Origin of the sequence: Acidovorax sp. SUPP2539 (genome assembly GCF_030158975.1) — a bacterium.
GTDB lineage: Bacteria > Pseudomonadota > Gammaproteobacteria > Burkholderiales > Burkholderiaceae_C > Paracidovorax.
This window is the reverse complement of record NZ_BQXJ01000003.1, coordinates 408,730-421,020: the sequence shown is the minus strand read 5'-3', so window position 1 is coordinate 421,020 and position 12,291 is coordinate 408,730. Positions and strand designations below refer to the sequence as shown.

Below are 12,291 nucleotides of genomic sequence, written 5' to 3'. Positions count from 1 at the left end.
TAGTTCTCATTTTAGGCCGCATCGTTCGGGCGGGTTTGCGGTGCGTCAGGCCCTGGTGCGCCGCACCATTCAGATTCCATTCTGAACACCACCACTTTCCATGACCCAACCCTGCTTGAGCTGCGGCGCGTACTGCGCGAGTCTCCAGGTCGATTTCTCGGTGCATGAGCCGAACGAGCTGGACGGCAGTGGGCCGCAAGGCCTGCTGGTGGACGTGCCGGACAGTCTGCGCCGCATGCGCGGCACCGACCATGCGTCGCCATGCTGCGCCGCCCTCACCGGCACTTGGGATTCTTGCCGCCCACGATGTCGAAGAGGGCCGACTGGATCTTCTCGATGATCGGGCCGCGCGAGCCGTCGCCCGGCGAATGCACCAAGAGCAAATCGGCTGTGCCGTCGCGCAGGCAATATTTCGCCTTCACCGTGCTCGAAGTGCTCCGCGGGGCCGAGGCGGCGAAGTCGCTTCAGCCCATGCTCGAATACGATCCGGCCTCGCCGTTTCAGATTGCGCACTCACGCGCGGCAGCGCCGGAGCCGATCGAGAAAGTGCGTCTGCTGGCGGAGGAGGTGCTTCGGCAGCACCGCGAGGTCTCGACACGCGTCGCTAGCACTCTCGGCTATTGACGGGCGGCGCATGCCGCGCAGGCCTCAGCCGTGGAACCGCCCCAGATTGTGCCAGCCGATGACCATGGCAATTGCCGACGAACGACCAGACCATGGTCGGCGAACGCAGCAACTCCGGAGCGACGACGAAGAGCACAGCGTTGATCCCCACTATGGCTTTCCATCTGGAATTTCAAGCTTCAGGTGCACATCGGCGCGCAACGTCGCACGTTTGCGCCAGAGGCTGGACAGGCTGCCGACGATGCCCTCGCGAAAGGCCAGCACGACCACGAAGAAGACCGCGCCTTGTACCACGGTGACCCAGTCCTGCAGTTCGGACATGTAGGTCTCCATGCTGATGAGGGCGAGCGCGCCGAGGATCGGGCCCGTGATGCTGCCGAGGCCGCCGACGAGCGTCATCAACAGGAATTCTCCGGACATCTGCCAGCCCACGTCGGTGAGCGTGGCGAGCTGCACCGCGATGGCCTTGGTCGCGCCTGCGAGGCCGGTGATGCCCGCCGAGAAAACGAAGACCGCGAGCTTGTAGCGATTGGCGTTGTAGCCCAGCGAGATCGCCCGGGGTTCGCTGTCGCGCACCGCAGCGACGATGCGACCGTAGGGCGAATGCACCAGCCGAGCGATCGCCAAAATGGCGGCGCCGCAGATCAGCAGGACAAAGAAGTACGCGGAGAGGTCGCTCTTCAGGTCCCACACGCCGAAGGCCACTCCGCGCGGGATGGCCTGGATGCCGTCCTCGCCATTCGTGAACGGCACCTGGAGGCAGAAGAAATACACCATCTGGGCCAACGCGAGGGTCGACATCGCGAAGTAGATGCCCTGCAACCGGATCGCGATGAGGCCGACGATGCCGCCGAGCGCGACCGACGCGAGCGTCGCACCCAGGATCGCCAGCTCGGGCGACAGCCCCCACACCTTGGCCAGATGGCCCGCCACATACGCCGAGAAGCCGAAGAACATGGCATGACCGAACGACAGCACGCCCATGTAGCCCAACAGCAGGTTGACCGCGCTCGCGGCGACCGCGAAGCACAGCACCTTGATGAGGAACACCGGGTACATCACGAAGGGCGCAGCGACAAGTGCTGCCACCGACACGATCAGAAGCAGCCAGCTCAAGCCCGCACGCAGCTTCCTCGGTTCGATGCCGGCTCGGCTTTCCATGGCTGCTGCCGCATGCTGACTGATGACGCCCTTGCCGAACAGCCCCGCAGGCTTGATGAGCAGCACGCCGGCCATGATGATGAAGACGACGGTATCGGACAGGGGCGGGTAGTAGTAGCGCATCAGGCCCTCTGCCAAACCCAGCAGGTAGCCGGTGATGATGGCCCCTTTGATGGAACCCATGCCGCCGATCACCACCACCGCGAAGATCACGATGATGAGGTTGGAGCCCATCGTCGGACTGACGTTGTAGATCGGTGCGGCGAACACGCCCGCCAGGCCGGCCAGGCCCACGCCGAATCCATAGACCAGCGTCACCATCCGCGGCACGTTGATGCCAAAGCTGCGCACCAGGTCCGGCCGCTCGATGGCGGCGCGCAGGTAGGCCCCAAGCTTCGTCCTCTCGATCATGTACCAGGTGGCGAGGCACACCAGGAGCGAGGCGAACAAGGCCCACAGCCGGTAGTACGGCAGGTACCCCAGGGCGGTGCGGAAGCCGCCGGGCATGGGGTTCGCATAGGGTAAGCCGGCAGAGCCGAAGGCCTTCCGGTAGAGGCCTTCGACGATCAGCGTGAGGCCGAAGGTCAGCAGCAGTCCGTAGACATGGTCCAGGTGATAGAGCCGGCGCACGAAGAGCCGCTCCAGCAGGATGCCGCTCACGCCGACGATCAGCGGCGCCAGCACCAGCGCGAAGCCATAGCCGATGCCGAGCCACTGCAGCAGCATCCATGCGGTGAACGCGCCCATCATGTACTGCGCGCCGTGCATGAAGTTGACGACGTTCAACAGCCCGAAGATGATGGCCAGGCCCAGACTCATCATGGCGTAGAAGGAGCCGTTGATCAGCCCGAGCAGGAGCTGCCCGAACAGGGCGGGAGACGGAGACAGGAGTCCCAGCGATTCAAGCATGTCAGATTCCCAGGTAGGCTTCGACGCGTGCGTTGCCGTTGTGCATGTCGTCACGGGTCAGCATGTCGACCACGCGCCCGGTCTCCATGACGTAGTGGCGGTCGGCCAGTTCGGTGGCGAAGCGAAGGTTCTGCTCCACCAGCAGGATGGTGAAGCCGCGGCGCTTGAGCGCATGGACGGTCTGGGCGATGAGCTTCACGATGACCGGCGCAAGCCCTTCGCTCGGCTCGTCCAGAAGAAGGCATTTGGCGCCGGTGCGAAGGATGCGCACGATCGCCAGCATCTGCTGCTCGCCCCCCGACAGCTTCGTGCCCTGGCTGGCGGCGCGCTCACGCAGGTTCGGGAACAGTTCGTAGACCTCGTGCAACGTGAGCCCGCCGTCGCGCAGCACCGGCGGCAAGGTCAGGTTCTCAAGCACGTTCAGCTGCGAGAAGATGCCGCGTTCCTCCGGGCAGTACGCCATGCCCAGCCGGGCGATCTGCTCGGGCAGGCAGCGCATGATCGGCGCACCCTCGAAGTCGATGGCGCCGGTCTTCTCGGTGATGAAGCCCATGAGGCATTTGAGGGTGGTCGACTTGCCCGCTCCGTTTCGCCCGAGCAGCGTGACGACTTCACCGCGCTGCAGCGTGAAGCTGACATCGTCGAGCACCCGGTTGCCGCCGTAGCCCGCACTCAGGCCTTTGACATTGAGGACGGTGGTGTTGGTATCCATGGTCAATGGCCGATGTAGGCTTCGAGGACGCGCGCATCGGCGGCGACCGCTTCATAGGGGCCCTCTGCCAAGACTTCGCCACGGCAGAGAACGGTGACGGTGTCCGAAAGCCGCTCGACCACCTTGAGGTTGTGCTCGACCATGACGATGGTCTTGGCCTCAGCAAGCTCGGCAATGAGATCGGCGACCCGGGTCACGTCCTCGATGCCCAGGCCCGCCATCGGTTCGTCCAGCAGCACCAGGTCGGGTTCCAGCGCGAAGGTGGTCGCCAGTTCCAGTGCTCGCTTGCGTCCATAGGGCAGCTCCCCCGCCGCGATGTGGGCCCACTCGCTCAGTCCGAACTGGCGCAGCAGCGCATGCACCCGGTCATCGAGTTCACTGAGGCATGCGGTGGAACGCCAGAACACCTTCTGCAGCCCCGACAGGCGCTGCAGGGGCACCCCCACATTCTGCGCGACGGTCAGGTGCGGAAAGACAGCGGAGATCTGGAACGAGCGCACGACCCCTTGCCGGGCCAGTTGCGCAGGCGGCGTGCGCGTGACGTCCGCGCCGTTGTAGTGGATGCTGCCGGCATCGGGGTCCAGAAAGCGGGTCAGCAGATTGAACAGCGTGCTCTTGCCGGCGCCGTTGGGACCGATCACGGAATGGACCGTGTTTCGGCGCACGGTCAGGTCGACCTGCCTGACCGCAGTGAAGCCCGAGAAGCTGCGCGTGAGACCACGCGCAGTGAGGATGGCGGGATCGCCCGTCATGCCATGCGCCATCACTTGGCCTTGCCAACGGCGCTGCTGACCAAGGGGCATTCGCTCGCGCTCAAGGGCGTGAAGGCATCGCCAGCGGGAATGACGCTGTTGACCTTGTAGTAGTCCCACGGCGCCTTGGACTCCGCCTTTGTCTTGACGGTGACCAGCAGGAAATCATGTGCCAGTTTGCCGTCTTCGCGCAGGGGCGCATTCTTGGCGAACATGTCGTTCACCGGCGTGCTGCGCATCTTCGCCGCCACCGCGTCCGTGGCGTCGGTCTGGGTGGCGACGACGGCCTTGAGGTAGTGGCTCGTGGCCGAGTACATGCCCGCCTGCGACTCGGTCGGCATCGCCTTGAAGCGCTCGAAGAAGCGACGCGAGAAGGCACGCGTGTCGTCGTTCAAATCCCAATACCACGCGGTAGTGGCCGAGAGGCCCTGCATGACATCCAGCCCCGCCGCATGCACATCCGCAACCGACAGCAGCGTGGCGACCGGCCGTTGTTTGCCGTCCTGCATGCCGAACTCCTTCCACTGCTTCATGGAATTCACCAGCTGACCGCCGCCGTTGGCGAAGGCCACGACCTTCGCGCCCGAGCTCTGCGCCTGCAACAGATACGAGCTGTAGTCCGAGGCGCTCATGGGATGGAAAGCCTCGCCCAGGGTCTTGCCGCCGCTGGCGGCCACGAACGCCTTGGCTTCCTGCACCATGTTCTTGCCGAAAGCGAAATCGGCGCCCACGAAGTACCAGGTGTCCAGCCCGCTCCTGGTCAGCGTCTTGACGGGACCCGAGACCAGCGCATAGGCATCGTGCACCCAGGAAAAGCCGGTCTTCGCGCATTGCTTGCCGGTCAGCTCGGTCGTGCCGATGATGCCGTACAGCGCGATCTTGTTCTTCTCCTTGATGACGGACTGAACGCCCAGGGCCACAGCGGAATTCGCGATGTCGAGCACCGCATCGACCTTGTCCACATCGAACCAGCGCTTCACCACCGTCAAGCCGATGTCGGGCTTGTTCTGATGGTCGGCGACGAGCACCTCCACCTTGATCGCACCGAGCTGCTGCTTCATGTCCTCCACCGCCATCTGAACCGCCAGCGCGGAACCCGGCCCGGTCAGTGCGGCATACGGCCCCGACTGGTCGTTGATGACCCCCAACCGGACGACGCCATCGGAGATCTGGCCCAAAGCCGGAAACGCCGCGACGGAGGCGGCCGCGAGGGTCCATTTGCGGAGGCTGGGTTTCATGGGATTTCCTGAACGAGAGTGGAGGATCGTGTTCAACGCTGAAGCGAAAGGCGCTGTGCCGCCTGTGCGATCTGGGCCTCGACGCCGGCGATCCAGGGGTCCTGAGCCGCACGTGCGCGTGCCACGCGATCGGCACCGGCCTTTTCGGGCGACCCGCTGTCGAGCGGCGGCTGCGGGTCGTATTCGAGGCCCAGCTGGATCATTCGCGCAGCTTCTTCCCCGGCCAGTTCAGTGGCCAGGGTGAAAGCGAAATCGATGCCAGATGTCACGCCGCCCCCCGACAGGCGGTTGCGATCGCGCACGACGCGAGCCTCCACGGGCTCGGCGCCGAATTGCGGCAGGTAGTGCCGCCACATCCAGTGACAGGCCGACTTGTAGCCATCGATGAGCCCCGCGGCACCGAGCAGCAGCGAACCGTTGCAGACGGAGGTCACGTAGCGTGCCGCCGTCCCCTGGGCCCGCAGAAACGCCAGGGTTGCCGTATCGCTCAACTGTTCCACCACGCCGAAACCGCCCGGTGCGCAAAGCACATCGAGTTGCGGGCACTCGTCAAACGTGGTGGTCGGATTGATGGTGAATCCGACGTCCGTCATCAAGGGCTCGAGCGACTTCCACACCAGGTGCACCTTGGCGCCCGGTACGCGGCTCAGCACCTGTGCGGGCCCGGTGAGGTCCAGTTGGGTCACCTTGGGGAAGACCAGAAATCCGATGTGAATGATGTCGTTCATTGATGTGTAGATGTCGAATCGATGACAGATTGTGTGAGCCGTCGAAGTTGGCGTAAATGACAATCACAGGCTAATATTCGCCAATGCCGAAGCCGCTCGACGTCGCCATCCTCAGCTTTCCTCGCTGCCAAGTTCTCGACGTCACCGGGCCGGCGATGGTGTTCGAGGCCGGCAACGATGCGCTGGGCAAAGCCCACTACAAGGTCCACATCTGCTCCCCAGAGGGCGGCACGATTCAGACCAGCAGCGCGGTGGCGCTGGTGACCCAATCGATCGAGGATCTGTCGCCCGGCACTATCGACACCTTGCTGATCGCCGGCGGTGAAGAATCGGGACTCAAGCTGCTGGCGGACAACGACGCGGTGCGTAAATGGGCGGTGAGAGCGAGCAAGAACGCGCGCCGCTATGGTTCCATCTGCACGGGCACCTTCGCATTGGCCCATTTCGGGCTGCTGAGCGGCAAGCGCGTTGCCACTCACTGGTCGGCATGCAACGACCTTGCGAACCGATGCACGGACATCGAGGTCGACACCAACGCGCTGTTTGTCAACGATGGCCGGCTGTGGACCTCCGCGGGTGTGACAACCGGGATCGACATGAGCCTGGAGATGGTGGCCGCTGACCTGGGCAATGCGGTGGCGAACACCATCGCCAAACGCCTGGTGCTATACGCGCGCCGCCCAGGCTACCAGTCGCAGTTCAGTGCGGTGCTCAGCGCGCAATCCGATGCAGACGCGCCTTTCGCTGCCCTGATCCACTGGATGCGCGAGAACCTGTCGCAGACGCTGGACGTGCCGCGACTGGCAGAGCGGGTCTCGATGTCCGAACGCACCTTCCTGCGACGGTTCACGAAGAGCACCGGCGAAACGCCGGCGCATTTCGTGGAGACCCTGCGACTGGACCAGACCCGCAACCTTCTCACGGCCGGCATGTCGCTCAAGGAGATCGCGGTACGAACGGGCTACTCGACCGGTGCCCAGTTGTCGAAGGCCTTCGACCGCCGATTCGGCATGACGCCGCTGCTTTTCAGAGAGCTGCATTCCCGCAGCGATCCTGAGTCGCTTTGACTCACCGAGGGCGTGCGCGCAGGCATCGATTCTTCCTGAATGCACCTTGGCGGGATTCAACGCAAGATTGGCATTCATCGCCTTCACGGGTTGATAAAAATGGTTGGCGCAGTGATCGATTCGACATGAATCGATGAAAGTCTTCAACGACTTGCTGCGCCATCCCACCGTCATCTCACCAAGGCAAAACATGAAGCGCACACCTCCTCGGGGCTCCTATCGAACGACGTGCATGACGCTGGCCGCGCTCACCCTGGCCGCTTGTGGCGGCGGTGGCGGCAGCGATAGAAATGGCGAGGCGCCGGGAGCAAATGCCAGCGCCGAACAGGCATGTGCCCTGCTGGCCGGAAAGACCCTGGCGGGGGCCACGGTGACTGCGGCGAGCACGGTTGCAGCGAGCGAATCAGCACCCATCTATTGCAAGGTGAGCGCCACCATCGCACCACAGCTCCACCTTGAACTTCGGCTGCCCCAGCAATGGAACGGCAAGCTCTACTACGAGGGGGGCGGCGCCTACAACGGTTCCATCCCAGCGCTGGCCGGTGACAATCTGAGCGCATTGAAGAAAGGCTATGCCACCGTCAACAGCGACTCTGGCCACACGGGAGACGGATTTTCTGCGGCGTTCGCCCTGAACGACACGCTGGCCGCCAACCTGTTCGGCTCCGCTGCAGTGCCGACCGTGATGTCCTCCACCCGAGAGATGGTGCAGGCGGTGTATGGCAAGGCGCCCGAGAAGTCCTACTTCGAAGGCTGCTCCGAGGGTGGCCGCGAAGCGCTGATGGCCGCTCAGCGCGATCCCAATCTGTTCGACGGGATCATTGCGCGCGCGCCCGGCTACAACTGGACGGGATTCATGGGCCACTGGAATCGCAATGCCAAAGCGGTGGCAGCACCGGGCGGTCAGTTCACTGCCGCGAAACTGGGACTGCTGGCCAAGGCGGTGCGCGATGCGTGTGACGCGAAGGACGGCATTGCCGACGGGATCGTCTCGAACCCGCAGGCGTGCACCTTCGATCCCGCGGCACTGCGCTGCGCGGGAGGCGCCGATGCGGGCGACAGCTGCCTGTCGGACGCGCAGTTGGCGGTCGTACGCTCCCGAACGTCCCCCGCATCTTTCGCAGGGGGTGCCTACACCAGCGCAGGCTTGGCACTGAACGGCCAGGAAGACGATCTGTTGGGTTGGGCAGCGAACGTCACCGGTAGCGGCAATGTGCGCAACTCGTTCCACTTCCTGTTCCAGGACACCACGGTGAAGAACTACATCGCGCGCGACCCGGCGCAGGACTCGCTCACCTACGCCTATGAATCGAACCTCGCCGCGCTCTACAGCCTGGCGGCACTCAACGATGCGACGAACACCGACTTGCGTCCGTTCAAGCGCAGCAACGCCAAGCTGATTCTTTGGCATGGCGGCGGCGATCCCTCACTGAGCCCACAGGCCACGACCGATTTCTATCAGGCTGTCACAGCGGCCGTGGGTGGCCAAGCTGCTGCGGACGAGTTCGCGCGCTACTACATCGCACCGGGGGTGGGCCACTGCGGAGGCAGCCTGGGCGCCGACCAGACGGATCTGCTCGGTGCGCTCGATGCCTGGGTTGTCAAGGATGCTGCGCCCGGCACGCTGAGTGCGACGAAGGTCGCCAATGGCGTGGTCCAGGCCAGCCGCCCGCTCTGCCGCTTTCCGCAATACCCCCGGTACACCGGGCCGGCCAATGATCCTGCCGCTGCAGCGCTGGCCGCCAACTACACGTGCACCACGCCCTGATCGAAAACGCGCGAAGTGGGGACATAGATCTCCCCCTGAATGCGCCAGTCGCCTTCAGTGCAAACCCACTGCGCCATGTAGCGCCCGCGGAGTTGCACCCTTCCGTCGGACTCGGACCACTGGCCTGTCCAGTCCCCTTCTTCGTGGGCAATGCGCCAGGAAGACGGGGCGCCTACCGACGAGGGCGTGCGAACCCACAGGGTATCGGGGCGGCGCGTGAACTGCGCCTGGTAATAGCGGCGATTGGCCTCTGCGCCCAGGAGTTGCACAGAGGTGGATGTCAGGACGAGAACGTCCTCCATCCAGAGGCTCGAGATCGCGTCGATGTCCTGGTTCGCGATCGCCCGATTGGAGAAGGCCCGCGCCGCGCGAATGATGTGCTCGTTCGTGCCGCCCGGCGCATTCATCCGGCCGCCTTCTCCATGCGCGTGATCACCTGCCCGCTGCGTGCGCCGGTGTGCACGCCTTGCCGCCAGGTGACCGCCCCGTTCACTATCACGGTGTCGATGCCCTCGGCCGGCCGGGCCGGCGTTTCGTAGTTCGCCGCATCGCGGATCGTCGCGGCGTCGAAGAGCACCATGTCCGCGTGTTGCCCGATCTTCAAGGTGCCGCGGCGGTCCAATCCGAAGTTGCGTGCAGTCAGCCCGGTCATCTTCCACACCGCCGTCTCGAGCGGGAACAGGCCGACGTCGCGGCTGTAGTGGCCGAGCACGCGCGGAAAGGTCCCCCACAGGCGCGGGTGCGGCTTGTCGCCCAGCGGGATACCGTCGGAACCGATCATCGTTTCGTCGAAAGCCAGCACGCGCTGCACGTCGTCTTCGTCCATCATGAAATAGATCGCGCTGCCCGGCTGGAGTCGGAGCGCTGCGTCGTGCTTCGACACGCCCCAGTCCGCGGCGATGTCGGCGAGATCGCGGCCGGCGCATTCGGGATGCGGTTCGCTGCTGGCAATGAGCACGCGGCCGTCGAGCATGCCTCGGTCGGCGCGGATCATGGTCGAACCCGCCGTGTAGGGATAGCAGTCGAGCGCAACGCACTGGTGCTTCATGGTCTCCTGGATGAGGGGAAGCGTCACCTTCGTCTTGCCGAAGTTGGGCGCATGCATGGCCTTGTGGTGCGACAGCACCACCGGAACACCCAGCGCGCGGCCGATGGCGAAGGACTCCTCCATCGCCTCCATGATCTTGTCGGACTCGTCGCGCATGTGGGTCACGTAGACCGCTCCGCAGGCACCGAGCGGTCGACCGACCTCGATGATCTCCTCGGTCGTTGCATTCGTGGCCGTCGCATAGAAGGTGCCGGTCGACATGCCGATGGCGCCGGCCGCCATCGCTTCCTCGACATGGGCACGCATGGCCGCGATCTCTTCGCCGGTGGCGGGCCGATCAAGATCGCTCATCGTGACGCCGCGCAGCGTCGAATGGCCCACCATCGCGGCAACGTTCACGGAAGATGGTGTGTGCCGCAGCGCATCGAGATAGGCCGCAAAAGTGGTGAAGCGCCCTTCTGCCGGTGCGTCGATCAGGTTCAGCGGCATGGGCAGGTCCATGTCGGCCCGCAACGGTGCCGCGCTGATGCCACAGTTGCCGGTGATCACGGTCGTCACCCCCTGGGAGATCTTGAAGGGCATCAGCCCCTGCGACAGCACCGCCTGGTCGTCGTGCGTGTGCGAGTCGATGAAGCCCGGCGCGACGATGAGGCCCGTGGCGTCGATGGTCTCGTCGGCACCGTGCCCATCGAGCCGGCCGATGGCGGCGATGCGGCCGTCGGTGATGCCGATGTCCGCCTGGAAGCGCGGCGCCTTGGTGCCGTCGATGATGGTGCCGCCGCGGATCAGCAGGTCATAGGGAGGTCGCTTCTCGGTCATGTGCATTCCTGGGTTGGGTAAAGGTCGGCATTCAAAATCGCAGCGGCGAATAGGGTATGGGGTCAACGAAGGGTGTCTTGCCCTCGATCAGATCGGCCATCAACCGACCACTGACCGGCCCCAAGGTGAAGCCCTGGTGCGCATGGCCGAAGTTGAACCACAGACCTGTATGCCTGGGGGCAGGACCGATCACCGGCTTCATGTCCACGGTGCAGGGTCGGTTGCCCAGCCAGGGCTCGGCCTCCACCGGCTCCGGCAAGTCGATCAACTCGCGCGCCGCGCCTTCGACCTTCTCCAGTTGGACTGGCGTGGAAGGTGCCCCGAGGCGAGCGAACTCCGCCCCGGTCGTGAGGCGCATGCCCTGGGCCATCGGCGCCATGACGAAGCCGCGCTCGGCGTCCAGCAGCGGAAGCCGCAGACCCGGCCCGCCGCGGTAATGGCGGTGGTAGCCTCGCTTCACGAAGAGCGGGAGTTTGTACCCGAGCATGGAGGTCAGCCCTTTCGCCCACGGCCCCAGGGCGATGACCGCATGGCGTGCAGTCAGCGGGCCGCTCGACGACTGCACATGCCATCCACCCGTCCGTTCGGTCAAGGTGGCTGCGTCGCCCTCGGCGAGATGGCCGCCCAGCGCGACGAATCGATCGGCATAGCGCTGGACTAGCGCACCAGGATCGCTGACGGACCACGGATCCAGCCAATGCACCGCACCCGCCAACCGCATGCGAAGACCGGGCTCTGAGCGCGCCAGCGCATCACTGTCAAGGAGCGTGTGTCGGATGCCGTGTTGCGCCTGCAGCATGACAGCGCGGTCCGCCATGCTATCCATCGCGGCCTGGCTGCGAAAGCCCAATCGGTAGCCTTCCCGGCGCACCAGCGCACCGGCGCCGGACGCGGCGATCAGGGCCTGGTGCTCGTTCAGACAGTGTTCAATCAGGTGACGGTGATCGCGCGCGATGGAGGCATAGCGCGATGGCGCCGAGGCATGCCAGTAGCGGGCCAGAGGCGACACGATCGATGGCAAGGCGCGCCAGTGGTAGTCGGCATCCATGCCACGCTTCAGCGCGACGTCGAGCACCGTCGACCACGCGCGAGGAAATGCGTAAGGTTCGACCGCCTCCCGCTGGATGATCCCCGCGTTGCCATAGGAGGTTTCGTTGCCGGGTGCTCGTCGGTCGACCAACGCGACCGAATGTCCACGCAGGGCCAGCTGCAGCGCGGTGCAGGTGCCGACCATGCCCGCACCGAGAACCAGTACGTCAGTGCCCATCTCGGTAGAGTGCATGTGAATCATCGGTGTCAAGACAGGTCATTGTCCTTTCCCGATGACTGGCGGGAATGACAATAACGCGTCAATAACCGCCACCCTCTTCCCCGTGCTTCGGTCGGTTTCCGACGGCCGCCGAAGCCGCGGATCGCACGATATGCAGGGCGATGCCGCCGTACACCCCTGCACTCTGTGCTTACC

The 12,291-nt window shown here is 64.7% G+C and carries 11 protein-coding genes; 3 read left to right on the top strand and 8 right to left on the bottom strand.

Annotated features, from left to right (window positions below):
• Nucleotides 1–261 precede the first annotated feature (261 nt).
• A complete protein-coding gene (locus tag AVTE2539_RS13180) occupies nucleotides 262–624 on the top strand; it encodes a hypothetical protein (protein ID WP_284411642.1) in 363 nt (120 codons plus the stop codon).
• Between the two features lie 150 nt (nucleotides 625–774).
• On the opposite strand, the gene AVTE2539_RS13175 is transcribed toward AVTE2539_RS13180, so the two are convergent.
• From AVTE2539_RS13175 to AVTE2539_RS13155, 5 genes are read right to left on the bottom strand one after another with little or no spacing between them, the layout of a single operon-like run.
• On the bottom strand, nucleotides 775–2,694 hold the full coding sequence (locus AVTE2539_RS13175; protein ID WP_284411221.1) for an ABC transporter permease: 1,920 nt from the start codon (nucleotides 2,692–2,694) through the stop codon (nucleotides 775–777).
• A gap of 1 nt (nucleotide 2,695) precedes the next feature.
• Nucleotides 2,696–3,406: an ABC transporter ATP-binding protein gene (locus AVTE2539_RS13170; RefSeq protein ID WP_284411219.1), complete on the bottom strand. Its 711-nt coding sequence runs from the start codon at nucleotides 3,404–3,406 to the stop codon at nucleotides 2,696–2,698.
• Between the two features lie 2 nt (nucleotides 3,407–3,408).
• A complete protein-coding gene (locus AVTE2539_RS13165) occupies nucleotides 3,409–4,158 on the bottom strand; it encodes an ABC transporter ATP-binding protein (RefSeq protein ID WP_284411217.1) in 750 nt (249 codons plus the stop codon).
• Nucleotides 4,159–4,169: 11 nt separating this feature from the next.
• The gene (locus AVTE2539_RS13160) at nucleotides 4,170–5,396 is read right to left on the bottom strand and encodes an ABC transporter substrate-binding protein (protein WP_284411214.1); all 1,227 of its coding nucleotides are present in this window, start codon (nucleotides 5,394–5,396) and stop codon (nucleotides 4,170–4,172) included.
• Nucleotides 5,397–5,428: 32 nt separating this feature from the next.
• Complete coding sequence (locus AVTE2539_RS13155; protein ID WP_284411212.1) at nucleotides 5,429–6,124, bottom strand: DJ-1/PfpI family protein; 696 nt, start codon at nucleotides 6,122–6,124, stop codon at nucleotides 5,429–5,431.
• Nucleotides 6,125–6,207: 83 nt separating this feature from the next.
• On the opposite strand from AVTE2539_RS13155, the gene AVTE2539_RS13150 reads away from it, so the two are divergent.
• Both AVTE2539_RS13150 and AVTE2539_RS13145 read left to right on the top strand, forming a co-directional pair.
• Nucleotides 6,208–7,191, top strand: a complete 984-nt coding sequence (locus AVTE2539_RS13150; RefSeq protein WP_284411210.1) for a GlxA family transcriptional regulator — start codon at nucleotides 6,208–6,210, stop codon at nucleotides 7,189–7,191.
• A gap of 151 nt (nucleotides 7,192–7,342) precedes the next feature.
• Entirely contained in the window at nucleotides 7,343–8,959 is a 1,617-nt protein-coding gene (locus tag AVTE2539_RS13145) for a tannase/feruloyl esterase family alpha/beta hydrolase (protein ID WP_284411208.1), read from the top strand.
• Here AVTE2539_RS13145 and AVTE2539_RS13140 read toward each other — a convergent pair.
• Genes AVTE2539_RS13140 through AVTE2539_RS13130 form a run of 3 tightly spaced genes read right to left on the bottom strand, consistent with a single transcriptional unit; the run spans nucleotide 8,938 to nucleotide 12,108 of the window.
• Nucleotides 8,938–9,366, bottom strand: a complete 429-nt coding sequence (locus AVTE2539_RS13140; protein ID WP_284411205.1) for a YybH family protein — start codon at nucleotides 9,364–9,366, stop codon at nucleotides 8,938–8,940. The two genes, AVTE2539_RS13145 and AVTE2539_RS13140, sit on opposite strands and share 22 nt — an antisense overlap.
• Entirely contained in the window at nucleotides 9,363–10,826 is a 1,464-nt protein-coding gene (locus tag AVTE2539_RS13135) for an N-acyl-D-amino-acid deacylase family protein (RefSeq protein WP_284411203.1), read from the bottom strand. Before AVTE2539_RS13135 ends, AVTE2539_RS13140 begins: the two co-directional genes overlap by 4 nt.
• A 31-nt stretch (nucleotides 10,827–10,857) precedes the next feature.
• Nucleotides 10,858–12,108 (bottom strand): NAD(P)/FAD-dependent oxidoreductase, encoded by a 1,251-nt coding sequence (locus AVTE2539_RS13130; protein ID WP_502868927.1) that lies wholly within the window; start codon nucleotides 12,106–12,108, stop codon nucleotides 10,858–10,860.
• Between the last annotated feature and the right edge of the window lie 183 nt (nucleotides 12,109–12,291).